General features: G+C 63.4%; 26 protein-coding genes and 1 pseudogene. 12 read left to right on the plus strand and 15 right to left on the minus strand.

All coding sequences use genetic code 11. From position 1 onward, the window contains the following. Positions 1 to 26: 26 nt before the first annotated feature. Positions 27 to 1010, plus strand: coding sequence for a Bug family tripartite tricarboxylate transporter substrate binding protein (locus tag L0984_RS14530; RefSeq protein ID WP_234194324.1), 984 nt, complete (start codon positions 27 to 29; stop codon positions 1008 to 1010). 9 nt (positions 1011 to 1019) lie between these two features. On the opposite strand, the gene L0984_RS14535 is transcribed toward L0984_RS14530, so the two are convergent. Then, positions 1020 to 2114: a hypothetical protein gene (locus tag L0984_RS14535; protein WP_234194325.1), complete on the minus strand. Its 1095-nt coding sequence runs from the start codon at positions 2112 to 2114 to the stop codon at positions 1020 to 1022. Between the two features lie 220 nt (positions 2115 to 2334). Here L0984_RS14535 and tnpC point away from each other — a divergent pair. Then, positions 2335 to 2961, plus strand: a pseudogene (tnpC, locus tag L0984_RS14540) (IS66 family transposase); the annotation flags it as partial. A 152-nt stretch (positions 2962 to 3113) separates the two neighbouring features. Here tnpC and L0984_RS14545 read toward each other — a convergent pair. The 4 genes from L0984_RS14545 to L0984_RS14560 form a co-directional block, all read right to left on the minus strand. Next, a complete protein-coding gene (locus tag L0984_RS14545) occupies positions 3114 to 4061 on the minus strand; it encodes a hypothetical protein (RefSeq protein WP_234194326.1) in 948 nt (315 codons plus the stop codon). Next, positions 4055 to 4720, minus strand: a complete 666-nt coding sequence (locus L0984_RS14550) for a hypothetical protein (RefSeq protein WP_234194327.1) — start codon at positions 4718 to 4720, stop codon at positions 4055 to 4057. Before L0984_RS14550 ends, L0984_RS14545 begins: the two co-directional genes overlap by 7 nt. Next, a complete protein-coding gene (locus tag L0984_RS14555; protein ID WP_234194328.1) occupies positions 4717 to 5709 on the minus strand; it encodes a helix-turn-helix transcriptional regulator in 993 nt (330 codons plus the stop codon). Before L0984_RS14555 ends, L0984_RS14550 begins: the two co-directional genes overlap by 4 nt. Positions 5710 to 6114: 405 nt before the next feature. Next, positions 6115 to 6534 carry a hypothetical protein gene (locus tag L0984_RS14560; protein ID WP_234194329.1) on the minus strand — a complete coding sequence of 140 codons (420 nt, stop codon included), beginning with the start codon at positions 6532 to 6534 and terminating at the stop codon, positions 6115 to 6117. Positions 6535 to 6785: 251 nt separating this feature from the next. Here L0984_RS14560 and L0984_RS14565 point away from each other — a divergent pair, with 251 nt between their 5' ends. After that, positions 6786 to 6932: a hypothetical protein gene (locus tag L0984_RS14565; RefSeq protein WP_234194330.1), complete on the plus strand. Its 147-nt coding sequence runs from the start codon at positions 6786 to 6788 to the stop codon at positions 6930 to 6932. Between the two features lie 80 nt (positions 6933 to 7012). On the opposite strand, the gene L0984_RS14570 is transcribed toward L0984_RS14565, so the two are convergent. The 3 genes from L0984_RS14570 to imuA are packed head-to-tail and all read right to left on the minus strand — an operon-like array spanning position 7013 to position 12143. Further along, positions 7013 to 10114, minus strand: coding sequence for an error-prone DNA polymerase (locus tag L0984_RS14570; protein ID WP_234194331.1), 3102 nt, complete (start codon positions 10112 to 10114; stop codon positions 7013 to 7015). Positions 10115 to 10123: 9 nt separating this feature from the next. Next, the gene (locus L0984_RS14575) at positions 10124 to 11434 is read right to left on the minus strand and encodes a Y-family DNA polymerase (protein ID WP_234194332.1); all 1311 of its coding nucleotides are present in this window, start codon (positions 11432 to 11434) and stop codon (positions 10124 to 10126) included. Next, positions 11385 to 12143 (minus strand): translesion DNA synthesis-associated protein ImuA, encoded by a 759-nt coding sequence (gene imuA / locus L0984_RS14580; RefSeq protein WP_234194333.1) that lies wholly within the window; start codon positions 12141 to 12143, stop codon positions 11385 to 11387. The genes L0984_RS14575 and imuA overlap by 50 nt, the downstream gene beginning before the upstream one ends. Before the next feature lie 366 nt (positions 12144 to 12509). Here imuA and L0984_RS14585 point away from each other — a divergent pair, with 366 nt between their 5' ends. The 3 genes from L0984_RS14585 to L0984_RS14595 all read left to right on the plus strand — a co-directional run bounded on the left by L0984_RS14585 (position 12510) and on the right by L0984_RS14595 (position 15010). Then, positions 12510 to 13220, plus strand: a complete 711-nt coding sequence (locus L0984_RS14585) for an SOS response-associated peptidase (protein WP_234194334.1) — start codon at positions 12510 to 12512, stop codon at positions 13218 to 13220. Positions 13221 to 13974: 754 nt separating this feature from the next. Further along, positions 13975 to 14484, plus strand: a complete 510-nt coding sequence (locus L0984_RS14590) for an OST-HTH/LOTUS domain-containing protein (RefSeq protein WP_234194335.1) — start codon at positions 13975 to 13977, stop codon at positions 14482 to 14484. After that, entirely contained in the window at positions 14474 to 15010 is a 537-nt protein-coding gene (locus tag L0984_RS14595) for a hypothetical protein (RefSeq protein WP_234194336.1), read from the plus strand. Before L0984_RS14590 ends, L0984_RS14595 begins: the two co-directional genes overlap by 11 nt. A 315-nt stretch (positions 15011 to 15325) precedes the next feature. On the opposite strand, the gene L0984_RS14600 is transcribed toward L0984_RS14595, so the two are convergent. The 7 genes from L0984_RS14600 to L0984_RS14630 all read right to left on the minus strand — a co-directional run bounded on the left by L0984_RS14600 (position 15326) and on the right by L0984_RS14630 (position 21660). After that, entirely contained in the window at positions 15326 to 16408 is a 1083-nt protein-coding gene (locus L0984_RS14600; protein ID WP_234194337.1) for a UvrD-helicase domain-containing protein, read from the minus strand. Then, positions 16401 to 18002, minus strand: a complete 1602-nt coding sequence (locus L0984_RS14605) for an ATP-dependent nuclease (RefSeq protein WP_234194338.1) — start codon at positions 18000 to 18002, stop codon at positions 16401 to 16403. The genes L0984_RS14600 and L0984_RS14605 overlap by 8 nt, the downstream gene beginning before the upstream one ends. A 145-nt stretch (positions 18003 to 18147) precedes the next feature. Further along, positions 18148 to 18900 (minus strand): amino acid ABC transporter ATP-binding protein, encoded by a 753-nt coding sequence (locus tag L0984_RS14610; RefSeq protein WP_255697366.1) that lies wholly within the window; start codon positions 18898 to 18900, stop codon positions 18148 to 18150. Beyond that, positions 18897 to 19487 (minus strand): hypothetical protein, encoded by a 591-nt coding sequence (locus L0984_RS14615; protein ID WP_234194339.1) that lies wholly within the window; start codon positions 19485 to 19487, stop codon positions 18897 to 18899. The genes L0984_RS14610 and L0984_RS14615 overlap by 4 nt, the downstream gene beginning before the upstream one ends. Next, a complete protein-coding gene (locus tag L0984_RS14620) occupies positions 19484 to 20179 on the minus strand; it encodes an ABC transporter permease (protein ID WP_234194340.1) in 696 nt (231 codons plus the stop codon). The genes L0984_RS14615 and L0984_RS14620 overlap by 4 nt, the downstream gene beginning before the upstream one ends. A gap of 6 nt (positions 20180 to 20185) precedes the next feature. After that, complete coding sequence (locus L0984_RS14625; protein WP_234194341.1) at positions 20186 to 20857, minus strand: ABC transporter permease subunit; 672 nt, start codon at positions 20855 to 20857, stop codon at positions 20186 to 20188. A gap of 14 nt (positions 20858 to 20871) precedes the next feature. Further along, complete coding sequence (locus L0984_RS14630) at positions 20872 to 21660, minus strand: ABC transporter substrate-binding protein (RefSeq protein ID WP_234194342.1); 789 nt, start codon at positions 21658 to 21660, stop codon at positions 20872 to 20874. Between the two features lie 315 nt (positions 21661 to 21975). Here L0984_RS14630 and L0984_RS14635 point away from each other — a divergent pair, with 315 nt between their 5' ends. The 6 genes from L0984_RS14635 to L0984_RS14660 all read left to right on the plus strand — a co-directional run bounded on the left by L0984_RS14635 (position 21976) and on the right by L0984_RS14660 (position 26551). Then, entirely contained in the window at positions 21976 to 22290 is a 315-nt protein-coding gene (locus L0984_RS14635) for a LysR family transcriptional regulator (RefSeq protein ID WP_234194343.1), read from the plus strand. A 128-nt stretch (positions 22291 to 22418) separates the two neighbouring features. Then, positions 22419 to 24452, plus strand: a complete 2034-nt coding sequence (locus L0984_RS14640) for a conjugal transfer protein TraG (RefSeq protein ID WP_255697368.1) — start codon at positions 22419 to 22421, stop codon at positions 24450 to 24452. Next, entirely contained in the window at positions 24449 to 24928 is a 480-nt protein-coding gene (locus L0984_RS14645) for a CopG family transcriptional regulator (RefSeq protein ID WP_234194344.1), read from the plus strand. Before L0984_RS14640 ends, L0984_RS14645 begins: the two co-directional genes overlap by 4 nt. Further along, a complete protein-coding gene (gene trbB, locus L0984_RS14650; RefSeq protein WP_234194345.1) occupies positions 24925 to 25959 on the plus strand; it encodes a P-type conjugative transfer ATPase TrbB in 1035 nt (344 codons plus the stop codon). Before L0984_RS14645 ends, trbB begins: the two co-directional genes overlap by 4 nt. After that, positions 25956 to 26288, plus strand: a complete 333-nt coding sequence (locus tag L0984_RS14655) for a TrbC/VirB2 family protein (RefSeq protein WP_234194346.1) — start codon at positions 25956 to 25958, stop codon at positions 26286 to 26288. Before trbB ends, L0984_RS14655 begins: the two co-directional genes overlap by 4 nt. Then, positions 26285 to 26551, plus strand: a complete 267-nt coding sequence (locus tag L0984_RS14660; RefSeq protein WP_234194347.1) for a VirB3 family type IV secretion system protein — start codon at positions 26285 to 26287, stop codon at positions 26549 to 26551. Before L0984_RS14655 ends, L0984_RS14660 begins: the two co-directional genes overlap by 4 nt. Position 26552: the final 1 nt, after the last annotated feature.

The following is a 26552-nucleotide window of genomic DNA, read 5'->3' on the forward strand; positions in this document are numbered from 1 at the left end:
TTGCCGCTTCAACCAAGGAGACAGACATGAGCCTTCACCCCACCCGCCGGGACGCTCTGAAACTTCTGGCCGCTGCCACCGCGCTGCCCTGGGCCGGCGCGCACGCGGACGAATTCCCGAACAAGCCGATCCGCATGATCCTGCCCTTTCCTCCGGGTGGCACTACCGACGTCGTGGGCCGGGTCTTCGGAGAGGCCTATGGCAAGGTGCTGGGACAGCCGGTGATCATCGACAACCGGGCTGGCGCCGGCGGATCGGTGGGCGCACGCGCCATCGCCCAGGCGGCGCCGGACGGCTACACGATCGGCCTGGTCACCATCAGCACCCACGGCACCAACTCGGCCGTCTACAAGTCCTTGCCCTATGACCCGGTGAAGGACTTCACGGCCATCACCAAGCTGTCTGCCTTTCCTGGGGTGATCGCAGTCAATCCCGCGTTCCCGGCCAAGAACTTCAAGGAGTTCATGGAGACGCTCAAGGCCGCACCCGGCCGCTACAGCTACGCCTCATCCGGCGCAGGCGGCGCCACCAACCTTTGCATGGAGTTGTTCAAGTCCAAGACCGGCGTCTTCATCACGCACATTCCCTACCGCGGCTCGGGTCCGGCCATCAACGACGTGATCGCCGGGCAGGTGCAGATCCTTTGGGATGCGCTGCCCTCGGCGCTGCCATTCATCAAGGCGGGCAAGATGGTGGCCATCGGCGTGGCGAGCGACCGCCGCAGTCCGCAGTTGCCCGATGTGCCCACCTTCACCGAGCTGGGCGTCAAGGACTACGAGCCTGACCTGTGGAACGGTATCGTGGGACCGGCCAGGATTCCGCCTGAGACATTCAAGCGCCTGCAGAGCGCCGCGGTGGAGGCGGCGGGCAATCCCGAGTTCAAAGCGCGCATGAGCGAACTCGGCGCCAACGTGGTGGCCAGTAACTCGCCGGGCTTCAGCCAGGCCATCGCCAAGGACGTCGCGCTGTGGAAGGAAGTGGCGAAGTTCGCAAACATCTCTCTGGACTGATCGATTGAGCTATCGCGTCCGGACGCACAGCCCTGATAGCACCAGGACCTGCTCAGCAACGATTACATCGGTCTCTATGGTGAAGCCCATAGCCCGTAACGCTTTTAACACCGACGCGGCTTCCGCGCGATGCCGCTCGGCGACAATCAATACGTCTTGAGCGCCCGCGTTCGTGAAGCGAAGGTCCGGGGGGCGCTTGTCGCCGTAGCGAGCCATCAAAAGCGCAATGTTGGGTGGCTCGAATGGAAAGTGACGCCAACCAATACGCTGGGAAACCTGCTCAATCGCTGCGGTGATGGCCTGATCCTTCACGGCTTTTGCTTGCCGCGCTCGCCCTGCCTGCACGAGCTTGATGCGTCCGCTGCGAACCTTGGCCAAGCGCTCCTTCTCCGTCCTGATGTTGCGCATCTTCGCGTAATGGGCTTCTGTGCCGTAGGAGGCCAGAACTGGCGCCGCTAACGCGGGAATGAGCAGTGTGTGCAGGCGCTGCCGCTGGGGATCACGCTGGAACTTTGGGTTTTCCGCTGCAACCTCTTTCTTGATCGAAGCGCAGCACTGGTCGTACGCGTGCTGCTGGTCATTCGTCATCTCCGGCCTTCGGGAGGCCAGTGCCGCCATCAGTTCAATTGCATACCGGCTGTTGTCTGAGGGGCTGGCAGCGCTTGCCAGGCTTGTCAGCACTTTGTCTCCGTGCTCCGACCATCCTCCCATGCGTGCCATTACAAGGTCGTAGAAGCTGCCGAAGCGGGATTCCAGCGCCGAGACTGGTTCGGTCCATATCTGGCGCTCTCGCATGGCTGCCACCACTGATCGGTGGTGTGACGCGCTTGGTTCGATGGAGAAGGTTGTGTCGCCTGACCAAAGGGCGAGCATGATTTTGACGTAGGCGCGAATGAGGTCAGTGTCAGTGCTGTTTGCAACCCACCTTTTGACCTCCTCTGCCTTCTGCTGCCGCTGCCTTTGTTCTTGGGCGAGCCTCTTAGCTTGCCTTTCCTGTTCGCGCTGTTGCACTTTCAACTGCTGAGCAATCGCAATGGCCTTTGCCGACAGGCGGCGCTTTGCGTCTTCGTGGGCAAGGGGAAAGTAGATCCACTGCTTTGCCACAGTGCTCGAACAAACCAAGTCCTCGATCTCTCTTGCGGGTACTGGAGCACCGCGGACGCGAGCTGGCTTGGCGCGACGCCAAGATCGACAAGCTCACGTTCGAGCTGGCCCAGCTAAAGCGGCTGAAGTTCGAGCGCACCAGCGAGCAGATGAATGCCGAGCAGCGTGCGCTGTTCGACGAAGCAGTGACCCGCAGCGGCGCGAACGCGATCAGCAGCCGTGGTCGAGGCATCTGGTGTGCGACGACTTCAGCGGCTACAAGGCCTTGTTCGCATTGGGCATCACAGAGGTCGGCTGCATGGCCCACGCCCGGCGCAAGTTCGTTGAACTGCACATTGCCAACAAGAGCAGCATCGCGGCCACGGCGTTGGACCTGTTCGGCCGGCTCTACCAGCTCGAGCGCGACCCCAAAGTCCTGAGCGATTCAGCCGCGCGGTTGGAGCAGCGGCGCGAGCGCGCCATCCCCATTGCCCAGACGCTGCATGAATGGCTGATCGCCCAACGCGACAAGATTCCAAGCGGTACGGCAACGGCCAACGCACTGGACTACAGCCTGAACCGTTGGGCGGCACTGACGCGCTATCTGCATGATGCCCGGCTGCCCATCGACAACAACCACGACGAGCAGCAGATCAGGCCTTGGGCCATGGGCCGAAAGAACTGGCTGTTCGCCGGCACGCTGGCGGCCGGCCAGCGCGCAGCCGCCATCACCAGCCTGATCCAGTCGGCCAAGCTCAATGGGCATGACCCCTACGCCTATCTCAAGGACGTTCTGCAGCGCCTGCCTACGCAGCGGGCCAGCAACATCGGCGAACTGATGCCCCATCGCTGGGCACCGCAAGCCTGAACGTCTCTAAGCTTGACCACCGCGCTGGTCAACATGTGTTGGCTGGCCGCTTACCTTCGTTCGCTGCAGCAGCTGATGCTCAGCATCACGTCCTCATCGATGGAGGCAAGCAAACGCATGTTGACCACGGCGGTGCAAGCGCAGCGGCCGTGCTAACGATGATGCAGGATCAACAGTGGGTGTTCGCGCTCTTGCTCCAACGCTGCAAGATAGTGGTCGCCACTGAAGCTTCGGGTCCGGAGGTGGTCAAGCAGATAGGGCTTGGTCGCACTGGCATCCGTGCTCTCCCGCAACACTTTGATGGTCTCGCTTCCCTGCTGCATATCGCCATCGAAGGAGAGCGGCGTCAGCGGGTTGAACAACTGCTGGTACTGAGCGGCAACTTCTTCGCTAATTACCAGCGCGTGGCGCAGTTCGTTGTTGCGTATCTGGCAATCGATACGCAGTGCGTTGCAGTCCATAAGCGCCTGTACGAGCTCGCGCAGCATGGTCGAGCTGACTTTACCTGGCATGCTCAAGACAAGTTTGATCTCGTGACCGAAGAAGGCCGCCTGGTCAGCTAGGCGTGCTCCGATCTCCCGATACTCAACCGTCGGATTCTGGAGCGAGGCGGCGTTGCGTGCCCGGTCCATCAGGCTCTTAACCTGGGCCAACTGCTTCCCGATTGCCCACTTCCGCTGATCTTCGAAGCCAGCCTGAACAACGTCCAGAATTTCCTTCATACGACCATCAAGCGCATTCATGCGCCTGTGCACGTGAATGAACCCGGCGACACTGACTCCAACCCCAAGGAGGGTTGCACCCAGTGTTGAGACCTGAAGTGCCTGTAGTGTGCTGATCAGTACCCCGAGCTGTTTCACCTGGACGGCGGTATAGATGCCGGTTCCCATGTTGGTCAGTTCCGAGACCATCGTGAAGGGTGTTGGTATTCCAGCAGTGACAGTTGATAACACGGAGTGCGCCAGCCCTGTCTCCTGGACGTGAGCGACGATCTTTCCTGTGGCAGCGTCCTTGAGAATGGTTCCGAAGCGGATCAGTTCGCCAGTGGAGATCTTGGCGAGCAACTCTGCTGGTACTTCGAACGGAATGTGGTTCAGCATGGCCGGCTTTTCATCAACGTGACGGCGATTTCAGAGGTCTGCGCACAGAAGCGTTCAACAACGCTGTCAGGTCCAGCGAGCAGCCAAGTGTCGATGGCCGAGATGATTTCAGCTTCACGTCTAGGGCTGAAGCTCAATTTCGCGAGGCCGTCCGGACGTGCGCCAGAGGGCATGGTTGGAATGCGCAGGCGTTCTTCGAGGTCTGCTCCGGCTGTTGCGCTGAGTTGATGCAGCAGTGATTGTTGTTGCCGCATACAACGCTGGAGGGGAGGCACAAGTTCTTTAGAGAGCCACTCTTGCAGAGCCTTTTCCGCCGTCGGCGCCGTGACTGACTGGAGAAAGTGCTGGCGTCTTAGGTTGCCCCGCACATGCTCGCTAACTTGTGCTTGCAGCTGCAATGCCTCACTTGCCACCTTCACTTGTGCGCAATCTCGCCAATCCAGAACTGCTCGAACGAACATGAGCCGACTCAACCGTGCACCATCTACCAAGGGAATGATGGGTGCAAGAGCCGCCTCTTCCATGACCGGCTCTTTCTTCCGATGCGCGGTATCCCGTTGGCCCGATCTTCGGAACGAAGAAAGCGCCTCCATGAACTGCTTCAATCTCGCTTGCACAGGTTTCGATGCCGCTGCCGGACGCTTTGGATGGGTGCTCACGATGGTTGAGAGTCCTCGTTGTAAGGGGCGAGCGAGTTACCCAACGAACTGGTTCCAGCATCGGCCATGCAGCCGTTGAGGTAGGAACGCAGGCTTCGCTCAAGATCGGCTTGCCATTCAGGCGGACTGACTATGCGGATATGCGGAATCCAGAACCGAACGACGGGTAGAACCTGGTTCGGATGTCCTACTGTGGTCGTTACCTCGAGTGCGCCGTCCTCGCCTTGCCGAGTAATGTTCTGGTGTGGCAACAGTGGCCGGCGGTGAAAGTAGGGTGCGGCCTCGGGGGACACCGCCAGCATGACCGACCTCTCCTCCTGGGAGTGCCACACGCCGTCGAGTTGCTGGATCCACGCTTCCGTTTGTGGGTCCTTGTCGAACCGATCGTCGGAGCGAAGCACGCCTTCCAGTTTGCTCAATCCGAAGGTTTTACATTTGCCGTTGTGGACCGCCGCTAGATACCAAACTCCCTTCATATTGATCAGCCGGTACGGAGCGACGCTGTCGTAGACACGGCTTGGTCGGTCCGCCATTCTGAAACTGATCAACCGGCCTTCCGCTATGGCCTGCTGAAGCGCGCTGAAGACCTCTCCGTAACCGGATGGATCTTGGTAGTGCGGTCCTTTGACCAACCAGGCGGGAGGATCCTGGCTTGCGAAGAGCGTGTTTAGGAACTCTTTTGACAGAGTAGGAAACATGCCCTGCAGACCAGTCAGTGACACGAGTCGGTCGACGTTGGTGTATGTGAGCCGGCCGAGAACTGCCGGGTCGATGCTGTAGCGCCCATCCTTCTTGACCCAGGGTAGGGCTCCAAGCCGACTGTTGAGGTCGCGCTGGATGGTTCGAAGATGGACGTTGAACTCTTGTGCCAAGCCTTCCGGCGTGACCGATTCACCCCTACTGAGCTTGATGAGGATCTCGGCAAGTCTCCGGGCAATCGTGTCGTGCGCGGGCAATGCCGTCCCGGTCTTTTTCATTGAGGCGGTCATTGCTCCGGTGGCTTCGTTAGGCCAGGTGTTGTTATGTCGTCGGTTGATAGCTTAAACCGTCGGTTTGCCTATCCGGGCGCGCTTCCAGGCTAGGGCACCGATGGCGACCACAGCCAGCAATAAGGTCGCGGTCACCTTGAGGAAAGTAGTCACAACCGCTAGGGTGGTCGACATGGCACCAAACTTGACGAACACCCACGCCAGTGCGAGGGCAAGGCCGGCCAATACGAACATAGTTTCTACTCCAAAGTTGAAGAGGCCTAACTATCGGTGGTGGTTGCGACAGGTGGTGTCGTTTCTGGCAGGCTGCAGTAAAAAATTCAGAGCACCACCGAGCCCCAGGATCGAAGTTGTGAAAACGTTGGTGCGCCTTTCCATGTCGCGTATTGAAGATCGTTGCATTAATCATTTTTTTGGAAAATGCGCTTGGAGTTTTCGTAACCGCTCGGCCTCTTGGCGCAGTTTTATGGATCGTTTCTCGTTTGTCATAGCGCCGCTCTTTACGCTTTCTGTGGGAATTCCGGCCAAGCGTTGGCGCACTACCATTTGCCAACGCGCGCGTCCTATGGCGCCATTGGCGAACATTTCTGTGTAAAAAGGAATGCTGAATGCTGAGGCAATATCCTCAGGATCGTATGCCTTGAGCTTTGCACTAAGTTGCTGGGCAAATTCCAAATCGCCATCCAAAAGCGAGTCAATTTCGTTCATCCGGTATGTCCACTCGATGAACGCGCGCTGCGGATCTGATTTCCACAGAGCCTCCACCTGCTCGTTAGATAGGGACGAATCACACCGCTCAATGCTTCTGGGCGTATGGTCACGCATCGTGGAGGCTCCTTATCCGGTCGCAGTGCAGGGGCTTCGTAGCATGCCAGAAATGTCGTCAGCCGCTTCCTGGAGCTATACCGCCGGCGCCACGCTCTGGCCGCTATTGGTTGGCGATGACTGGACCGGCACCGCCACCTAAGGGCCGGCCTAGGTCGTCGCTTGAGACTACTCGGCCGAGGCCGCCCGCATGACCGATGCCAAGGGCGTCGAGTTCGTCTCGCGTCAGCAGATCTTCACCGAGCGTGCGAATGAATATCAAGCAGGGCGACGTGATCCTGATTGGGTTGGCGGTTGACCTGAGCCCGCTCACGGCCGGAGTCGCCGAGGTGCGCGCCGTCATGCGGTGGGGTGACACGCTGGACCGCAAGGCCGACGACGTCCGTGTTTCGACCTGAGCCCCGCGCCGGTCCTCCCTAGCATTCCTCCGCATGCCTACGAAGGGCCAATGACGTTAACTCAACCGTGATGAGGCGTGTTAGCGAAAGTCCCGGCTCCCTGCGGAGTCAGCCAGCCGCCCCAGCAGCGGTGACAGGTCGGCAAGCCGATGCGCAATGAGGTTACGCACCTCGCCCTCCCGCTGCCATTCGCCCCGCACAGCGAGCAGCCGAGATCGCAGAAGCACCTCGCGCTGCTGCTCTCGCAGGCTCTTCCAGCAGATGACCTGCACCACGCCGGTCTCGTCCTCCAGTGAGATAAAGATCGTCCCATTCGCCGTGTCCGGCTGCTGGCGCAGCGTCACGATGCCGCAATAGCGCACCTGTCTGCCATTGGGCAGGTGATGCAGGTCGGCTGCGGTGCTGAGGCCCTTGGCCTTGAGCTTCTCCCGCAGCAATGCCAGCGGGTGGCGGCGCAGTGTCAGGCCAAGCGACCGGTAGTCCCACACGATCTCCTCACCTTCGGGCGCTTCGGGCAGTTCCAGATAGTCCTCACCCACCGGCGCGTCCTGCAGCAACACTGGCGCACGGCGCAGTGCTGCTGCGTCCCAGACCTGCTGGCGCCGGTGGCCGGACAGGCTCATCAGCGCGTCGGCGGCCGCGAGGATCTTCAGCTCATGCTGCTCCAGACCAGCGCGGCGGGTCAGGTCTTCCGCGCTGTCAAACGGCGCCTGCTCCCGCGCCTGCACGATCCGCTGCGCCGACTCGCCCTTGAGCTTGTCGATCATGCGCAGGCCCAGCCGCACCGCAGGAGGATGCGGCAGGCCTTCTAGCGAGCAGTCCACCTGGCTGTGCATCACATCCACGGGCCGCACGACGACGCCATGCCGCTTTGCGTCCTGCACCAGCTGCGATGGCGAATAGAACCCCAGGGGCTGGCTGTTGAGCATGGCCGCCAGGAACTCCGCCGGATGATGGCACTTGATCCAGCAGCTGGCGTAGACCAGCAGCGCAAAGCTGGCTGCGTGACTTTCCGGAAAGCCGTACTCACTGAAACCCTTGATCTGCTCGAAGATGCTCTTGGCGAAGGCCTCGTCGTAGCCACGGTCCGTCATGCCGTTCACGATCTTGTCGTAGTACTGCTGCAGCCCGCCCTTGCGCTTCCACGCGGCCATAGACCGCCGCAGCCCGTCCGCCTCGCCCGGCGTGAAGCCGGCAGCAAGGATGGAGATCTGCATCACCTGCTCCTGGAACACGGGAACGCCCAGCGTGCGACCCAGCGCTTCCTTCAAGGCTTCGCTCGGATAGGTGACCGGCTCCTTGCCCTGGCGCCGGTTCAGGTAGGGATGGACCATGCCGCCCTGGATGGGCCCCGGCCGCACGATGGCGACCTCGATCACCAAGTCGTAGAAGCAGCGCGGCTTCAAGCGCGGCAGCATGCCCTGCTGGGCCCGGCTCTCGATCTGGAACACACCCACCGTGTCCGCCTTGCAGATCATGTCGTAGGTGGTGCTGTCCTCTGCCGGGATGTCCTGCATCTCGAAGCGGTAGCCCCTGCGCTGCCCGATGAACTCCAGCGACTTGCGGATGGCTGTGAGCATGCCCAGGGCCAGGCAGTCCACCTTCAGCAGGCCCACGGCATCCAGATCGTCCTTGTCCCACTCGATCACCGTGCGGTCCACCATCGAGGCGTTCTCGATGGGGACCATGCGGGCGAGCGGGCCGCGCGTGAGCACGAAACCGCCCACGTGCTGCGACAGGTGGCGCGGAAAACCCATCAGCTGCTGCGTGATCGCTACGAGTTGGCGCACCTGCAGGTCCTCGGGATCGAGGCCGACCTCGGCCCAGGCCTCCGGCCGCACCTCGCGTCCATCCCACCACTGATGGCCCTTGGCCAGGGCGTCCACCGTCTCCAGGTCGAAGCCGAGGGCCTTGCCCACGTCCCGGATGGCCGAGCGCGGTCGGTAGCTGATCACCGTCGCCACGAGGGCAGCCCGATCGCGCCCGTACTTCTGGTACAGGTACTGCATCACCTCTTCACGGCGCTCATGCTCGAAGTCGATGTCGATGTCCGGCGGTTCGTTGCGCTCCCGGCTGATGAAGCGCTCGAAGAGCACGGACATGCGCGCCGGATCCACTTCGGTGACGCCCAGGCAGTAGCAGACGACGCTGTTCGCAGCGGATCCGCGGCCTTGGCAGAGGATGTGCCTAGAGCGGGCGAAGCGCACGATGTCGTAGACGGTCAGGAAGTAGTGGTCGTAGTGCAGCTCGGAGATGAGCGACAGCTCGTGCTCGATCTGCTGCTGCACCTTGGCCGAGACGCCCTCCGGCCACCGGCGGCCTGCACCTTCGTACGTGATGCGCCGCAGATAGGAGGCCGGGGTCTCGCCTGGTGGCACGACCTCGTCGGGGTACTGGTAGCGCAGCTCGTCCAGCGAGAAGTCGCAGAGCTCCGCCACGCGCAGGGTCTCGCGCAGCAGCGAGGCGGGGTAGAGCTGGGCCAGGCGCAGCCGGGTGCGCAGGTGGCGCTCGGCGTTCGGTTGAAGGGCCAGGCCGCATTCCGTAAGTGGCTTGCCAATACGGGTGGCAGTCAGCACGTCCTGCAACGGTTTGCGAGAACGCACGTGCATGTGGACATCGCCCCCAGCCACCACGGGCACACCGAAGGCGTTCGCCGCCTGGCGCAACTGGTGCAGCCACATCTCGTCGCCCAGCACCCGTTCGCGCAGCGCGACCAGCCAACAGCGATCCTCGAAGCTCGCCTGCAGCCAGTCGGTGAGGGCGTTCAGGTGGTCAGAAGTGGTGCCGCGCGGTGGGGCGAGCAGCACCAGGCAATCCTCGAAGCGCTGCTTGGTCAGATGGCCGAAGGTCAGTCGGTAGGTCCCCTTGTCCGCGCTGCGCCGCAGACCCGTGATGAACTCGCACAGGTTGCCGTAGCCCTGCAGGTTGCGCGCCAGGACGATGAAGGTGAACGAGGCCTCGTGCTCGACCTTGAACTGTGCGCCGATCAGCAGCTTGAGTCCTATCTCCTTGGCCGCAACATGCGCCCGCACGATCCCGGCCATAGAGCATTCGTCGGTCAGGGCTAGCGCGGAATATCCCAGCTCGTGGGCGCGCTCAACCAACTCTTCAGGATGGCTGGCGCCGTGGAGAAAAGAGAAATTGGAGAGACACCAAAGCTCGGCGTAGTGGGAAAGCGCCATGGGGGTGCCTCACGCAAAGACGCCCTGCAGGAACCAGGCGCTGCGCTCGTCGTCCAGGCGGGTGTGGAACACCCACAGCACGCCGGCGTGCTCGCTCAGCGCCACCCAGTAGTCGCGCAGCACGTTGGCGGTGGACTGCTCGCCCCGGTCGTCAGAGAGTCGATGCCACCAGCCGCCTTCGACCCGGTGGGGGCCCGACAGCATGATGAGCGGCCCTTGGTAGATCGGCCGGTCGCCGCGCACCGCCAGCTTCAGCGGCTGGGGCAGCATGAACGTGGGCTGCGGCAGCGAGACGTCGTGCACGGCCTTTCGAGGCAGCGGCTGGTCGGCTGGCTGCCAATGCACCATCCACTCCATGCGGTGGTCTGCCGCGGTCACCGGGCGCAGCACGCGCTCGGGCCCCAGGCGGGCGGCGACCCGCTCCAGCACCAGCGCAAGGGACTCGCCGCTCTGCGCCGGGTCGGGGAGCAGGGCGGCGCTGCGCTCCTCCATCGGTTGCACCTCGTCGGCGATCAGTTCCAGATCGCCCACTGGCGCCTTGAGCTCGACCTTGGCCAGGTGCTCGGCCAGCAGGCGCGACAGGTGCTCGACGTTGCGCGTGACCTCGGCCGTGCGCACGGTGAGTTCGCCGCCGTCACCGGCCGTCTTCGAGCGCATGACGTCGTGGCACCACTTCAACGTGATGGCGGTCGTGCCGCTGCGCCGGGCCGCGAGCCAGCCGCACAGCTGCAGCAGCAGGCGCCGCGCGCCGAAGAGCATGGCCGGGGCCAGTTCGACCCGCGACATCAGCTCCAGTCGCTGGGCGAAGCGGTCTGCGGGCTGCACCCAGGCGTGCGTCTCAGGCCGCAGGCCGTAGGCCTGGTCCATGGCGGTCAGCAGGCCCGCATCGAAGCGCCGGCTCAGGCCGCCGCGTGGCAGCGCCCGGACGTGACCCAGGTTGCGGCAGCCCAGCCGGGACAGCGTGGCCTCATGCGCCCGGGCGGCGCTCAGCGCATCGAAGGGCAGGGCATCCAGCACCTCCGCCAGCGGCTTGCTGAAGCCGTTGGTCTGTCCAGCCCGGGCCAGCGCCAGGGCGGCCAGGCTCGTCGGTGCCCAACTGGGCACCCGCAGATCGAGTTCCGCCGCCTCGTTGCGCACGCGCTCGACCAGCAGGCGCTTGCCGCCGAAGAGGCGCGTACTCGCCGACAGCTCCATCGCCAGCGCGGAGGCCTCCAGGACCGTGACGCGCGGTGTGTACTGCATGGCCCACTGCGCAGCGCCGTGCAGCAGCTCAGTGGAGGGCGTGTTCTCGAGTGCGGGGAGCAGGGCTGCCCACAGCATGCGAAGCCTCCTTGGCTTGGGTCAGGCGGCTCGGCGTCAGTAGCCGAGGCGTGAGGATGGAAGACAGGCCGCCCGGAATGGAGGGCAAACGAAGCGGTGCATCCATGGCAGGGCCACGGCGCTTGAAGATGTCGACCTCCAGCTCCCAGTCCAGCCGGAAGGTTGCGTGCAGGCGAAGCGGAGCGGCCGACGAGTCATGCCGGGCGGCTTCCGGCCTGCACAGGAAGACGGGGGCCTTGCAGGCGAGGGCGCAGACCTGCAGGCGCCGGATCTGCTCCTGGCGGGCCTGCGGCAACCAGGCCACGATGGCGCCGGCGGCGTCGGACTTGATCATCTGCTCGGTGACCCACAAGCGCTCGGCCGGCGTCTCAGCCTTCACCCAGATCACCTGGGCCGCGCCGATGCCGGCATGCAGCAGGCCCGGCAGGTGCGGTGGCTTCGGCGGGCCCACCAGCACCACCTGGCCGCCGGCCGCGGCGACGTGGCCAAGCACGCCACCGAGCAGGCGCCATTCGCAGACGGCGGGCTGAGGCGCCAACACTTCGGTGAGCGAGCGGCGGGGCCATCCGCCGCCGGGCAACTGAGCATCCAGCGCCGCCCAGCCGGAAGGCACCGTCTCGGTGACCTGGCGGCCCAGCTCACTGCCGCGCCAGACGCCCTGCGGGATCTCGCCGGGCGTCGGAATGGCGCGCGGTCTCGCGGGAGCCATAGGGGGTGGATCCGGCTCGGACCAGTGGGGCAGGGCAGCGGCAGACATGGGATTGTTAAACTGTATGTGCATACAGTATCTGATCCAGCGCCGGTTTGGAAGGCGCGCCGAGCTGAAAACTTCGTGAGCGGCCTCTAGGATGGCCAGCTTCGCGGAGCTGTGGCCGTGATCAGCACAGCCAAAGAAAAGGCCTGCTTGGGGCAGGCCAAAGAGATCGCGAGGGAGGAAATCTCAGGTCGAAGGGAGTCGAACTGATTGAAAGGTGCGACCTCGTTGTCATCCTCTCACGGTGTGCTTTGTCCAGCGCCTTTCTTCGTGGGAAGCGGCGAGACAAAAGTCTCGTGATGCGGTCCTATCATGAGCTGCATGTGCGCGAACTACCTGCCCGTCACCATTGCCGACGAACTCCTGGCGTTCTTCGGCGTGCGGCGGGATGCGCAGGCAGAGACGCCGCCAGAGCTCTATCCGACGGGGCTCGGCCCCTTCATTCGTCTGGTGAATGGACAGCGCGAGTTCGAGGCCGGCCGCTTCGGGCTGCTGCCGCCTTGGCGCCGCGAGGTGGCGTACGGGCGCAGCACCTACAACGCGCGCAGTGAGACGGTGAGCACCAAGGCCAGCTTCAAGGACAGCTGGATGCGAGGCCTGCGCTGCGTGGTTCCGGCCAAAGCGGTCTATGAGCCGAAATACGCCGAGGACCTGACCAGCGAGCGTTGGCGTATCGAGAAGGAAGACGGCACGCCCTTCGGCATCGCCGGCCTGTACAGCCAGTGGCTGGAACACGGCATCGAGAAGTTCAGCTACACGATGCTGACGGTGAACTGCGATAGGCATCCGTTCTACAGCCAGTTCCAAGAACCGGGGACGGAGAAGAGGATGCCTGTCTTTCTGGAGCCAGATGAGTACGACCTGTGGATGTCATGCTCCTTGGCGGAGGCGCCTCGGTTCTTCAGGCAATGGGGTGGGCCGATGAAGGGGCAGCCAGAGGCTAGGCAGAGGCGCTCGGTGCCGGCTAAGCCGAATGTGAGATCGCCGAGAGGTTCTGACCAAGTTCCGCCATCTCAAGGCGGGCTGTTCTGATCGCTCACGCTCCGCCTCAGGAAGAGAGACCATGGGCGGGTATCGGTATCACGTGGGAGGCAGCTTCAGACTGAGAGCAGCCGGTAGCACGTTCAACGCTGAATGACTGGCTGTGGGAAGGCAAGACAGCCAGATCTTTCGCAGGCCGGCCGCAAAAAACAAGGTCTGACACGGCCAGCTTGGTCACTTGTGGAGTTCCAACGGCGGCCAATAGCCGCTCAGGCTTCTCGCCAGAATCTCCACCGACGCCTGCTTGGAACTTGCCACGGGAGAACCGCCAAGAGCGCTCACCTGCAAGCAGCCTCACCCCGGCGCGCGCACTAGTCAGTCGCCGTCGCCGAACCTATTCCTGTTGATTTCCACCTGGAACTGACCCAGTGGGAATGCGGTGGCATCCTTTGCTGAAGCCCAGCAGCCGCCCGATCACGCCACGCTGCTTGCTGCCATTCCTAACGTGGCTGATACCGCGCCATGGCCGGCAGCGCTTGCGCAACAGCCTTCGGCCAGTGCCGGGGCGATGGCGAAGATCAGCCCGAACATCGCCAGCAGTTGAAACAGTACAAACGGCGCGCGCCAGTTCTTCGATCATCAGGCCGCCAATCGCCGGCAGTGTGAGGTGCTCGGCAACTGTGTTGAGTCAGAGCTCTCAAAGGAAGAGAAGGACCAGCGTTGTCGAAACCGAGACCTGACAAGCTGATGCAGTCAGGGCGGGTACTGTGGACAGCGGCGGCAGGCGCCCCGCCCCTCGTAGCGGATGTCCGGATCTCAAGGGTTTGCTGATGCATGCCGTGCGCGAGACAGCAGCTGGGCGCATCTAGGGGATGTGGGTGGCTTCATCGGGAAGAACCATGCATCGTTTGACGCGCGCAACTATGGGCACAATAAGCTCAGCGAGCTGGTGCGCAAGCAACCTTTTCTCCACGTAGGGGAGGTCGCGCATGCCAGCGGTGCCGACGGTGGAGGTCCGGGTGAAGGATTTCGAAGGCCAGTGACGTCTAGCGGCGACTGCATGAGGGCGACATTGCAGGAGCTTGGTCGCTGCAACTTCACGTGCGTTGTTTCCTACTGCGAGGGCAGTGAGCCGTCTCACGGTTTGCCCTCTCCGCAGCTGAACACGGTCACTCAAGACTGGCTGCGTTTACCAGCCCTGCGAGGTCGAGTGCCGTCGACCCCTAGAACCCGGGGTCGACCTCGCCCTCGGCACGTAGCCGCAGTTCACGGGAAGCTACCATCCCGCCGAACAGGAGGAAACAATGAACTTTGATGTGTTTGGACCCTATTACTTTCCCACTAAAACGATCATCAAGCATGACCACGTAAAGGCCGTACGTAATGAGATCGCCGAAAGTGAAGCATCGCATGTCCTCTCGACCGCGCCGGGCTGCTATGTCTTTGGAGTGAAGTCCTCAGGCGCAAAGCGAGTGATTCCCTGGTATGTTGGAAAGGCTGAACGTCAACCGATGATCAAGGAAGCAACGAACGCCCAGCATCTGCAGCTCTACAACGAGATCTTTGATGAGTACAAGAATGGCCATCCGGCACTGTACTTTCTGCCTTCTACCACTCCGAAGGGCAAGCCCACTGCTTTGGCAAATGCAGGCGGATCAAAGCCCGCCATCGACTTCCTGGAAGACTGGCTGATCGCTACGTGCCTCAAAACCAATGCAGACCTATGGAACGTTAAGAAGACGCGGATGCTTCGCGATCTGTATGTCAGAGGCATCTTTAATCCATCCGCGGGAGACTTAAATACAGCGGCAGCGTCGCTTAAGAAATGTATCGGAGCCTAGCGCGATCCGCGACGATCCATCGCCGTTGAAATGGGCAGTCCCTCACTTTGCACAAGATTCAGACTGTGAGCAGCCGGTAGCCCGTACAACGCTGAATGACCGCTGCTAAGAAGAGCGGGCAGTTGAGGGTCTGCCGCAGGCCGGCCTCAAAAACCGAGACCTGACACGAATAGCTTGGTCACTCATGAACGGGCGCATGGCTGGGATCGGCCGCTCCGGCTGCTGCATTCCCCAGCAGTCAGCTACGGCAAATACGTCTCAGCCCGTGTGACCTTCCCTTAAACCGCCCGGACGTCGTCGGGCGGTCTCATTGGATCAATTCTCCGGAGTTGGTTTCCACACGGGAAGCAGCGATGATCCGGCCTCATCGAGAACTATCGCAACGCTCTGCTTGGCCCGTGTCACCGCGACGTAAAAGCTGGAAGCGGATCCCGCTTCTAGATGAGTTCCGTGGGCAACGAACTGAGCAATCGGCGCGGTCGGAACGATCAGAACCCGCTCGAACGTCATGCCCTTGGAGACCTTGAAGTTCAGGTAGTCAAAATCAAAGGCCTTACCGGATGTAACGTTGTAGCGAAGGCACTGGGGCTTAAAGCGTTGCACGTACTGCGTAACATGCTTGGCTGAGACCAGGAACACCCCATCGTGGTCCGTGACTGTTTCATTCTTGGACTGGGTTTCGGGGAACTTCCACGACGGGTCGAAGATGCTGTCCGAAAACTTGGCGACATGAGGATGGCATCGCCATGTCGTCGCGCTCTCCAGTATTTCCAACAAACCTTTGGCCTCGCGCTCGCGCGCCCAGTGGATAGCCCCAGCGTAAGAGTACTTGGAGTTTTTCGCACTGCGCGGGTTCGTAGCCAAGACGGACTGGCGGATGTCACCGACCATTTGGATGTCGATGGATGAGTGCAGCAGCGTGTCGATGATCTCCCAGTCGTGAGCGCTCAGATCCTGTACCTCGTCGATCAGGATTTCGTCGTAGATGCACTCCAGTCGTCGAAGAAGCGCACCTTTGCTGTCCTGGATCAATTCATGCGCGAGGCGTGCGAGTTCGCAGCCGTACACGGCGCCGCTGGGATCCATGAAGCGAGCGACTCCCTTGGCCATGAACCTGGGCCTCCCCTCGAAGTTGAAGCCGAGGACACGCTTGCCTGCGAACTTGAACGGGAGAAAGGGCTTCGCGAAATGTCGCAGCAAGAAGGTGAACCATCCCAGTACCTCCACGTGGTGGTGGTCTCCCGCATACTGCCTGAGGCGGCTTGTCAGCTCCTCTTGGTTGGCCTGTGTGTAGGTCAGGACCAGTACTCGGCGCTCCCGTGGCACGGAAGCGCAACGCTCGACGATCCCTTGTGTTTTGCGCGAGCCTGCGACCGCCAGCGTGAGGTGGTTAGCCATGCGCGAACTTGACTGCCTCTAGCATGTAGGCCGGAGGCACGATGTTCGTCGCGGAGGTGGCGATCCGCAGCGCCGCCTCCGTTTTCTCACGGGTCATCCACTTCAGCAGGTCGGCCTGGGGCGTGAGACCAAGGATCTTGCGGAGTGTGGCCTCGTCGTTGTGGTGGATCAACTGGGGTTCAAGCGTCTCTCCGTGCGCGACTTCTCCAATGAAAACTTCGCGCACCCCAGTTTTTAGCCACGCGGCGACGGGCGTGCGCAGGTCGGCGGGATCCACACCGTCGTTGTCGCGAAGCGCGGTAATCTGCTTGTCTAGCTTCGCGCACAGCTCCAAGCCGCGGGCGAGCGAAAGGCCACGCATGCTGAGGACGTCGATTCCGCATGCCATCGGGCGCTTGCCGAACGTGTCATGGAAGACTCGCTCGAACAAGATCTCGTCGGACGGCCCCTCCACAAGGACAATCTTGTTCGCGAGGACGATGCGCAGCGTGTCATAACCAGGAAGCTTTTTGAAGTACTCGATCGTCTCGGCGGTGAGCGTCGTGAGCCTGGCCGCAACCTCATTGCCCATCAGTAGGAGCGCATCCAGCCCCAGTCGGTTGAGCACGAACGAGCTGTGGGTTGTGATGAACAACTGCTGCTGCTCTCCTGCGAGGGACTCGATCCGGGACAGCAACGTGACCAGGCTGGTGTGCGTCAGATGATTCTCAGGTTCTTCGAGTGTGACGATCTTGGCGCTCCCGGCGTGCCGGTTCATCGCGAGTGAGATCTTGATCGCCGATTGCTGCCCCTGCCCGGACATGGCGAATGGCACTTCGTCGACATGCGGAGTGACAAAACCTTCCCACGACGATCTTGCGGTCTGATCCATCGCCAGGGCGATAGGGCGGTTATGCAACGTGGCGTGCACGGTGCTCATCCGCGCATTGACGCCGCTTAAGGCTGAATCGGACATAGACGCCTTTACGCGACGGTACTCGAGCGAGATCTGTGCACGCTCTGCCGGTTCCAACTGGTCGCTCATGATCTGGCGCATGTGGTGATCGATGCCAGACGACGTACGCACCGTATGGGAATTGATGATTGCCGTGGCCAGCACCTTCGGCCGCGTTGTCAGTTCCTTGTCGGCGAACGATCTCCAGTCACAGCGGTAGTACTCCACCGGCAAAAGAGCGGTTGGCGCCTTTGCCCATTCCTCCAGTTCTTCTGCGTACTCTGGGTTCGCCGAGATCCTCAGGCTCACGCCGGGGCATGCGGTCGTTGGCAAATGCGTGTTGACCGCTCCGCAGAGAACCTGCAACTCCGGAAGGTCAGCGAAGGACAGCTCGATCAGAATCTCTGGGAAGCTGGCAGCGACACCGCCGGCCCGCTTCGCGACGAACTCGGCGACGACAGCCGTGTTGAACCAGTAGGGATTGAGCTCTTCATGTACGCTGCGACCGTTGATACGGCCAGTCAGCCCCAAAGCGACTGCTTCCATGAGCGTTGACTTCCCGGACTCGTTGGCTCCAACGATCAGATTGAACGTAGCGTTCGGCTCGACGGTCAAGTTTCTGTGTTTTCTGTAGCCCTCGATCTTGATCTTACGAATCACCGGATACTCCTCGTTGCCAACTATTCTAGGAAGACACGAGAGGTCCAGCGAACGGGATTTCGGCGGCTCTGTCGGCAGCATTCAGCTCAGACCTTGGCACGCATCGGGCATTCACAGCCGTGGTGCATGTCACGCACACCGGTGCTCAGTGAACGCCCTTGAGGAACTGCTGAATCCTTGGGTCAGCATTGGTATCGAAGAAGTTGTTTGGTGTCTCCTGCTGCACGATCTGACCCGCCTCCATGAACACGACCTTGTCTGCCACGGCGCGGGCGAAGCCCATCTCATGCGTGATGCAGATCATCGTCATCCCGTCCTTGGCCAACAGGATCATGGCGTCGAGTACCTCTTTGACCATTTCAGGATCCAGCGCGGATGTGGCCTCGTCGAAGATCAGTACCGATGGATCGAGGCACAGGGCCCGAGCGATGGCGACGCGTTGCTGTTGACCGCCTGACAGCTGCCCCGGATAGGCGGTCGACTTCTCCGCCAGCCGGACCTTCGCGAGCTGCACCATCGCAATGTCGCGCGCCTCTTGTGCGCTTCGACGACGCACCCACCGCTGGGCCAGGGTGCAGTTCTGCAATACGGTCAGGTGCGGGAAGAGATTGAACTGCTGAAACACCATGCCGATGTTCGCGGCCACGAGGTCACTGTGCCGCATCCGGGGTGAGACCGACTGCCCATTGACCCGCACCTCGCCACTTCCGTAGGGTTCAAGGCCGCTGATGCAGCGCGCAAGGGTTGACTTGCCTGACCCGGACGGGCCGCAGATGACGACCCGCTCTCCTGCGGTCACGTTGAGGTGAATGTCGTGCAGGACTTGGTGAGCGCCGAAGTGCTTGTTGACGCCGCTGACATGCACCACCGGTGCAGCGGCTCGGCTTTGCGTGTTCATGCCGTTTGGGCTCGGTACAGACGACTTGCGGGGCTGTCTGGCCAGGCCAGCAACCGTCCTTCGGTCACGCGGGTGCGGCCGTACACGATCCAGGCGTCGTCCACAGTGCCAATGAAATGTTCGATCTTCAGGATGTCCGGGTGTGCCTCGGCCAATGAGGCATAGGCCAGGCCCTCGACGTAGGTGCCGTCGATGAGACCCTGGGCCACGTCCGATACGGTGGGGACGAGGTCGATGCGATCCCAGCCGCTGGCATCGATGTAGTCCAGGGTGGGACTCATCACTGCCAGCGCGCCGGTTGGCGCGGCATCCTTGCGGCGGATGATCGCCAGGTCTCGGCTCGGCGAGAGGAAGGTGTCCACAGCGTGGAGCCCCTGGAAGGACTTGGCCATCGTGGCCGTGCAGTCGGGATGAACGGCGCACTGGACCAGGAAGTCGGCTTCGCCGACGAGCACCGCGGCGACCGCTTCGGCAAAGTCCCCGGTGAGCGTCAAGGTGGCGGTGGCGCTCAGCCCGTGGAAGTCGAGGTAGCGCCGCGTCACCAATTCGTGGTTGTTGCCCGCGGGGCCCAAGGTGATGAATTTCATGCTGTGCGTGGGGTGGAGTGGAGATCGAGGTGGCGTTCGAGTTGTCTCAGGCCGGCCATCAGGATGTAGTTGATGGAAAGATAGACCAGGCCGGCTCCGATGAACACCTCGTACGGTGCGTAGGTTTCGGAGGTCAGCAGCCGGGCGGTGCCGGTGAGGTCCATGAGGGTCACCGTGCTTGCCAATGAGGTCGCCTTGCAGGTCAGGACGACGTCGTTGCCCAAGGCCGGCAATGCGGTCCTGAGGGCGAGGGGCAGCTCCAGGTGGAAGAAGGTGCGTGCACGGCTGAGGCCAAGGACGAAGGCCGCTTCACGGATGCCACTGGGCACGGCAGCGAGAGAGGCGGCCAGCGTCTTTCCCGCGTAGGCGGCGGAGTTCAGGCCGAGGGCGATGACGACACACCAGAAGGGGTCGCGGAGCAGGGGCCAAAGGAACGAGCCGCGAATGAGGTCGAACTGACCCGCGCCGTAGTACAGAAGAAACAGCTGCACGAGCGCAGGTGTGCCCCGGAAGAAGAGCACATAGCCATTGGCGGCTGTCCGCAGAACGGACCACCTGGCATTGCGGGCGATTGCGATGGGTAAAGCCAAAGCGACTCCGAGCAGGACGACAAGCGCCGTGAGTACGAGCGTGAGCCGAGCGCCTGTCAGCAGCGTCGGCATGACGGACCAGATCAGTGAGATGTCGAACATGCCCATTCACCTCACCGCCTGTGGTGCGACCTTGCGTTCGGCCCAGTCGAGGCCGAGCGTCAACGCGCCGGTCAACGCCAGATAGATGCAGGCGGTGGCCAAGTACATCGTGAAGGGCTGCCGTGTCGCGCCCGACGCTTCGGCGGCCTTCCTCATGAGCTCGTCGCATCCCACGATGGAGACGATGGAGGTCTGCTTGAGCAGGACGATGGTCTGGTTGCCGAAGGGGGCGAGCGCCGTACGTGCCGCCTGTGGCAGAACCACCATCCACAAGGTCTGCGCGCGTGAGAGTCCCAGCACGCGAGCTGCCTCTCGCTGCGCGGTGGGCACGGCCTGCAGAGCGCCACGCGCGATCTCGCCGGCATAAGCGCCAAAGGACAGCGCCAAAGCGACGACGCCGGCCAGGAAGGTGTCGATCTCGACATGGCGTCCTGTGAGCTTGGCGAGTGTCAGTGAGCCCCCGAAGAAGACGGCGAAGACGATCAGCAGGTCCGGCACGCCGCGTGCCACAGCGGCGTAGCCGGCGCCGATCACCCGTAGCGGGCGCAACGGCGCGAGCTGCAGCCAGCAGCAGGCTGCGCCCAACAGGGAGCCAAGCAGGAGCGAAGCGGCGGCCAGCTGCAGCGTGGTGAGCGCTCCGGTCAGCAGTTGCCCCTCATAGCCTTGAAGCAGGTTCATGGGATCGACACGGCCTACATCAGCTTGAAGGGGAAGTACTTGGCCGTGATGCGGTCATACGTCCCGTCGGCCCGGATCGCGTCGAGCGCGGCATTGACCTTGGCCAGGGTCTGAGGATCGTCCTTGCGGACTGCGATCCCGTTCCCTTCCCCGAGCAGCCCGCCCTTGAACTCGGGCCCGACGAACGCGAAGTCCTTGGCCTGGGGCGTTTTCATGAAGCCCACGAAGTAGGTCACCATGTTGCCGAAGATGTAGTCGACCCGGCCCGCGACCATGTCGAGCTCAGCGGCCTGGGGCGTGTCGTAGAAGCGCAGATCCGCACTTCCGTAGTTGTGGGTGAGGTAGCCGGCTTGGATCGACCCGCGTTGCACGCCGATCGTCTTGCCCTTCAGCGCTTGCGGGCTCACCTCGTCGGGAGTTCCTTTGCGGGCGACGAAGTGCGATACGGTGTCCTTGTACTTGGTCGAGAAGGCGACGCGCTGGCGGCGCTGCTCGGTGATCGCCATGCTCGCAACGATCAGATCGAACTTGCGCGAGAGCAGACCTGGAAGCATGCCATCCCAGTCCTGCGCCACGATCTCGCACTTCGCCTTCATCTTCTCGCACAGGGCACGCGCGATGTCGACGTCCCAGCCCTGCAAGGTGCCCTGGGCATCCTTGTAGCTCCAGGGTGGATACGTGCCTTCGGTGGCAATCCGGTAGCTGGTGTCCTGGGCATGGGCCACGCCGAGCCACGCACCTGCACAGAGCGTTGCCAGGGTGAACCAGCGACCAAGGAGAAGGCGGCGTATAGAGAGAGTCATGGGGCGTCCTCGGGAGTCGGTGAGAAGCCGCGATGCTCCGATGCGGGCCATTTGGGGGCAACGCTTGCGTGGCACGCAATCGTGTGGTTCCAGCGAATGGGCTTGATGGCTCGCGCCGTTGAGGTATCGACGCGAGCGTTGCATCGCGGTCAACGTTGCTGCGTGGCTTTCGCCGGTTTCGCAAGCTGCTGAATGCAGTGGCCTACCAGATCCGGGGAGTGTTCTGTGGCGCCCGTCTCTCCAAACTCGGCAGCCATGGCATCGGGCGCCATCGCCGGTGGTGCCCCAACGCCGACCGTCGAGTGGAGTCCTCTCATGATCCAGGGCATCAGCCTGCGCCACCTTCGCTTCTTCATGGCTGTTGCGAGAGCGGCCAGCATTCGGCGCGCCGCAGAGCAGCTGCCGACGGATGCGTCGAATCTTTCGCGTGCCATCCGTGAGCTGGAGTACCGACTCGGCAACGTGGCGTTGTTCGACCGGCGCCGGCGTCCGATCCGCTTGACGCCTGCAGGCAGCGCACTGGCCGACCGAGGCCGGGAGCTTGAAGAGCATTTCGTCCGCGTGGTGCAGCAGATGTCTCGTTCACAGTCCGACGCTGGACCGAACGCTGCACAGGGACGTGGGCGATGAGCAGGCGCTCTGGACTGCAGTACGCCTGGGTACGCCAGCGTGGGTGGTCGGCCTTCGCTGCTCTTCGGACACTGCACCGCAGTTGCGCGGCTGGGGCCGCCGTTCAGTGGTCGTGTCAAGGAGCTTGGATGTCGCATGAGGTGCAAAGCGGTGTGCTGGTCGGGCGAATCGCCGCGGTCGCCGCCACTTCCCTGGGCGGCGTCTGGGCGGGCACGCAGTGGACGGCCAGTGCCCTCGGGCATCAGCCCCGGCTTGGCGGACCGTGGTTCGAACTGCTCGGGCAGCCGGTCTATGAACCCTGGAAGCTCTTCGAATGGTGGTACTGGTACGACGCCTATGCGCCCGAGGTCTTCAGCCGAGGCGGCACCATCGCGGCGAGCAGCGGCCTCCTTGCCACGGGCGTGGCCATCGGCATGGCGGTGTGGCATTCGCGGGTGTCGCGCCGTGTGACGACCTACGGCTCGGCGCGGTGGGCGGAGCGCACCGAGATCGACAAGGCCGGCCTGACGGGCGCCGCCGGCGTATTCCTAGGCCGTCTTCCCGCGCGCGATGGCGCCTACCTGCGCCATGAGGGGCCAGAGCACGTGATGGCCTTCGCGCCGACGCGCTCGGGCAAGGGCGTGGGGCTGGTGGTGCCAACGCTGCTCAGTTGGCCCGGCTCGGCGGTGGTGCATGACATCAAGGGCGAGAACTGGCAGCTCACGGCGGGCTGGCGGTCTCGCTTCTCTCACTGCCTGCTCTTCAACCCCACGGATGCACGGTCTGCCGCCTACAACCCGCTGCTGGAGGTGCGGCGCGGCGAACACGAGGTTCGCGACGTGCAGAACATTGCCGACATCCTGGTGGACCCCGAGGGTGCGCTCGAGCGGCGCAACCACTGGGAGAAGACCTCTCATGCGCTGCTGGTGGGGGCGATCCTGCACGTGCTCTATGCGGACGAAGACCGGACGCTGCGCGGCGTCGCGAACTTCTTGTCCGACCCTGCTTGCACCTTCGAGCACACCTTGCACCGCATGATGACGACGCTGCATCTGGGGACCGCGCCGCACCCGGTGGTAGCGTCTGCGGCGCGGGAGGTGCTCAACAAGAGCGATAACGAGCGCTCGGGCGTGCTCTCCACCGCCATGTCCTTCCTGGGCCTGTACCGGGATCCCACGGTGGCGGAGGTGACGGCCCGGTGCGACTGGCGTATCGCGGACCTGATCTCGGCGCAGCACCCGCTTTCGTTGTACCTGGTGGTTCCGCCCTCGGACATCAGCCGCACCAAGCCGCTGATCCGGCTCATCCTCAACCAGATCGGCCGCCGGCTCACGGAGTCGCTCGACGGCTCGGATGGCCTGGAACGGCGTCACAAGCTGCTGCTGATGCTGGATGAATTCCCGGCCCTGGGACGGCTGGACTTCTTCGAATCGGCGCTGGCGTTCATGGCCGGCTATGGCCTGCGTGCCTTCCTGATTGCGCAGAGCCTGAATCAGATCGACAAGGCCTATGGGCCGAACCACGCGATCCTGGACAACTGCCATGTGCGCATTGCGTTCGCCACCAATGACGAGCGCACCGCCAAGCGCATCTCTGACGCCTTGGGGACGGCCACGGAGTTGCGCGCCCAGCGCAACTATGCCGGCCATCGGCTCGCGCCCTGGCTGGGGCACCTGATGGTGTCGCGCCAGGAGACGTCTCGCCCCTTGCTGACACCCGGGGAGGTCATGCAGCTGCCGCCCGACGACGCTGTCGTGATGGTGTCGGGCCATGCGCCCATTCGGGCGCGCAAGCTGCGCTATTTCCTGGACCGCAATTTCACTGCGCGTGTACTGCCGCCGCCGAGGTTGACCGTGGGCCGCTATCCCGACCGGCCGCCCGCTCGGCCGGACGATTGGCATGCGCTGCCTGCGGGTGGCGGCGCAGGGGTACCGGCGGCGCAGTTCTGCGACTCGTCCTCGGACGAAGGCGGCCATCAGCTGAAGCCAGAACTGGATCTCTCGCCGCCGGTCACGCCTGAGCCGGAGCCGGTGGATCTGCTGTTGCTCGACGAAGAGGTCGACGACGGGAGCATGCCTTTGCCTCGCGGCCTCGCTGGCGCCCGTGGTGGCCATGCCGTGCGTGATCGGTCTCGGCTCGCCCGCTTGGCGGCGCTGGATCCGGAGGACGGGATCGTGCTATGAGCCTCGGCACGCGGCGCACGCGCCTGAACATCTTCATCGAGCGGGACCATGCCCGCCGGCTGGATGACATCGCGGCCCATCGCGGCGTATCGAAGTCGTCCGTGATCGCCGCGGCGCTGTCTGCCTACCTTGCGCCAGACGTGGCGGAGCAGCGCGAGCTTGCCTTGACCAAGCGCCTGGACCGGCTGTCCCGCCAGTTCGAGCGCCTGGAGCGTGACCAGGGCATCCTGATCGAGACGGTCGCGCTGTTCGTGCGCCACTACCTGACCTTGGCTCTGCCCGTCCCGGAGCATCAGCAGGAGGCCGTCCGCGCCCAAGGTCGTGCGCGCTATGCACAGTTCATCGAGCAGCTGGCGCGGCATGTGCAGCGCGGGCGCAGCCTGGTCCGGGAAGTCCAGGAGGAGTCCGTGGTTGCCGGTCCTGTCCCGGACGACTCCGCCGGGCCGGTTCCGGAAAGCCGCGAGGAGGGCGCATGACTGCCTCCGACGCATGGACCGATGGCGAACCGGCAGAGCGGCGCATTCGCATGCTGCGCACGGCCATGGGGCCTGAGATCACCGCCGCTCTCGAAGACCGCGACGTGATCGAGGTCCTCCTCAACCCCGACGGCTCGCTCTGGCTGGACCGGCTGGGGACGGGCAGGGCGCCGACCGGCCATCGGATGACGGCCGCCGATGCCGAGCGGATCATCCGGCTGGTCGCCGCGCATGTGCGAGCGGAGGTGCATTCGGGGGCGCCGCTGCTGTCGGCCGAATTGCCCGAAACGGGAGAGCGCTTCATGGGGGCGCTACCGCCCATCGTGCGGGCGCCATCGTTCGCGATCCGCAAGCGGGCACTGGCCATCATGACCCTCGCGGACTATGTGGCCGCCGGGATCATGGGCGAGGCACAGGCCGCCTTCCTGCGCTGCGCCGTACGGGCCCGCCTGAACATTGTGGTGGCCGGCGGCACCAGCACCGGCAAGACGACGCTGGCGAACGCGCTGCTCGACGAAGTGGCCCAGACACGTGACCGTGTGCTCGTGCTGGAGGACACCGTGGAGCTGCAGTGCCGCAGCGAGGACCACGTGAGCCTGCGCGCAGAACCGGGTGCGGCCACCATGGCCGACCTGGTGCGCGCCACCTTGCGCCTGCGGCCGGACCGCATCGTGGTCGGCGAGGTGCGCGGCGCCGAAGCGCTGGACCTGATCAAGGCCTGGGGCACCGGCCACCCGGGCGGCATTGCCACGGTGCACGCCAATTCAGCAGCTGGTGCTCTCACGCGGCTGGAACAGCTCATCCAGGAAGTCAGCCTTGCGGTTCCGCGCGCACTCATTGCCGAGACGGTGAACGTGGTGGTGCATCTCGCGGGGCGCGGTCACGCCCGTCGGGTTCGCTGCATTGCACGGGTCGTCGGCCACGACACCAACGGCTATCTGCTGGACGACTCGCTGGAGCCTGCGCTGCCCGGGTCTTCCGAGTCCGTGCCTCCTCAATCGTCGTCACCCCTTCCAGGAGATTCTTCATGATCCTTCGTCGCTGTTCCAGGCGGGCGCTGCTGCGTGCCGCCTTCCCGCTGCTCACACTGCTGGCGGTGGCGGCTCCTGCGTATGCCGCTGGCTCCAGCATGCCGTGGGAGGCGCCGCTGCAGTCCATCCTCGAGTCCATCCAGGGACCGGTGGCGCGCATCGTGGCGGTGATCATCATCATCTCGACGGGCCTGGCCCTTGCCTTCGGCGACACGTCTGGGGGCTTCCGCAAGCTGATCCAGATCGTGTTCGGCCTGTCGATCGCGTTCGCGGCCTCTTCCTTCTTCCTGAGCTTCTTCAGCTTCTCCGGCGGAGCGGTGCTGGCATGAGCGGATCGGACATCCCTGGCTTCGAAGTGCCGCTGCACCGGTCGCTGACGGAGCCAATTCTGCTGGGGGGTGCGCCGCGGACGGTGGCCATCGCCAACGGAACCTTGGCGGCCGCTGTGGGGTTGGGCCTGCAGTTGTGGATCCCGGGTGCCGTGCTTTGGGTTGTCGGCCACGCACTGGCGGTCTGGGGGGCGCGGCAGGACGCGCAGTTCATGGCGGTGTTCATGCGGCACCTCAAGCACCGCGTCTTGCTGGACGTGTGAG

The sequence above is a fragment of the Pseudacidovorax sp. NFM-22 genome (assembly GCF_021401245.1).
Taxonomy (GTDB): Bacteria; Pseudomonadota; Gammaproteobacteria; order Burkholderiales; family Burkholderiaceae_C; genus Xenophilus.

What these genes read in the sequence shown, in the direction of transcription:
- L0984_RS14530 (WP_234194324.1), top strand. Translation starts at nt 27, where the DNA reads ATGAGCCTTCACCCCACCCGCCGGGACGCTCTGAAACTTCTGGCCGCT.
- L0984_RS14545 (WP_234194326.1), bottom strand. Translation starts at nt 4,061, where the DNA reads ATGCTGAACCACATTCCGTTCGAAGTACCAGCAGAGTTGCTCGCCAAG.
- L0984_RS14555 (WP_234194328.1), bottom strand. Translation starts at nt 5,709, where the DNA reads ATGACCGCCTCAATGAAAAAGACCGGGACGGCATTGCCCGCGCACGAC.
- L0984_RS14560 (WP_234194329.1), bottom strand. Translation starts at nt 6,534, where the DNA reads ATGCGTGACCATACGCCCAGAAGCATTGAGCGGTGTGATTCGTCCCTA.
- L0984_RS14565 (WP_234194330.1), top strand. Translation starts at nt 6,786, where the DNA reads ATGAATATCAAGCAGGGCGACGTGATCCTGATTGGGTTGGCGGTTGAC.
- L0984_RS14570 (WP_234194331.1), bottom strand. Translation starts at nt 10,114, where the DNA reads ATGGCGCTTTCCCACTACGCCGAGCTTTGGTGTCTCTCCAATTTCTCT.
- L0984_RS14575 (WP_234194332.1), bottom strand. Translation starts at nt 11,434, where the DNA reads ATGCTGTGGGCAGCCCTGCTCCCCGCACTCGAGAACACGCCCTCCACT.
- imuA (WP_234194333.1), bottom strand. Translation starts at nt 12,143, where the DNA reads ATGGCTCCCGCGAGACCGCGCGCCATTCCGACGCCCGGCGAGATCCCG.
- L0984_RS14585 (WP_234194334.1), top strand. Translation starts at nt 12,510, where the DNA reads ATGTGCGCGAACTACCTGCCCGTCACCATTGCCGACGAACTCCTGGCG.
- L0984_RS14590 (WP_234194335.1), top strand. Translation starts at nt 13,975, where the DNA reads ATGTCCGGATCTCAAGGGTTTGCTGATGCATGCCGTGCGCGAGACAGC.
- L0984_RS14595 (WP_234194336.1), top strand. Translation starts at nt 14,474, where the DNA reads ATGAACTTTGATGTGTTTGGACCCTATTACTTTCCCACTAAAACGATC.
- L0984_RS14600 (WP_234194337.1), bottom strand. Translation starts at nt 16,408, where the DNA reads ATGGCTAACCACCTCACGCTGGCGGTCGCAGGCTCGCGCAAAACACAA.
- L0984_RS14610 (WP_255697366.1), bottom strand. Translation starts at nt 18,900, where the DNA reads ATGAACACGCAAAGCCGAGCCGCTGCACCGGTGGTGCATGTCAGCGGC.
- L0984_RS14615 (WP_234194339.1), bottom strand. Translation starts at nt 19,487, where the DNA reads ATGAAATTCATCACCTTGGGCCCCGCGGGCAACAACCACGAATTGGTG.
- L0984_RS14620 (WP_234194340.1), bottom strand. Translation starts at nt 20,179, where the DNA reads ATGTTCGACATCTCACTGATCTGGTCCGTCATGCCGACGCTGCTGACA.
- L0984_RS14625 (WP_234194341.1), bottom strand. Translation starts at nt 20,857, where the DNA reads ATGAACCTGCTTCAAGGCTATGAGGGGCAACTGCTGACCGGAGCGCTC.
- L0984_RS14630 (WP_234194342.1), bottom strand. Translation starts at nt 21,660, where the DNA reads ATGACTCTCTCTATACGCCGCCTTCTCCTTGGTCGCTGGTTCACCCTG.
- L0984_RS14635 (WP_234194343.1), top strand. Translation starts at nt 21,976, where the DNA reads ATGATCCAGGGCATCAGCCTGCGCCACCTTCGCTTCTTCATGGCTGTT.
- L0984_RS14640 (WP_255697368.1), top strand. Translation starts at nt 22,419, where the DNA reads ATGTCGCATGAGGTGCAAAGCGGTGTGCTGGTCGGGCGAATCGCCGCG.
- L0984_RS14645 (WP_234194344.1), top strand. Translation starts at nt 24,449, where the DNA reads ATGAGCCTCGGCACGCGGCGCACGCGCCTGAACATCTTCATCGAGCGG.
- trbB (WP_234194345.1), top strand. Translation starts at nt 24,925, where the DNA reads ATGACTGCCTCCGACGCATGGACCGATGGCGAACCGGCAGAGCGGCGC.
- L0984_RS14655 (WP_234194346.1), top strand. Translation starts at nt 25,956, where the DNA reads ATGATCCTTCGTCGCTGTTCCAGGCGGGCGCTGCTGCGTGCCGCCTTC.
- L0984_RS14660 (WP_234194347.1), top strand. Translation starts at nt 26,285, where the DNA reads ATGAGCGGATCGGACATCCCTGGCTTCGAAGTGCCGCTGCACCGGTCG.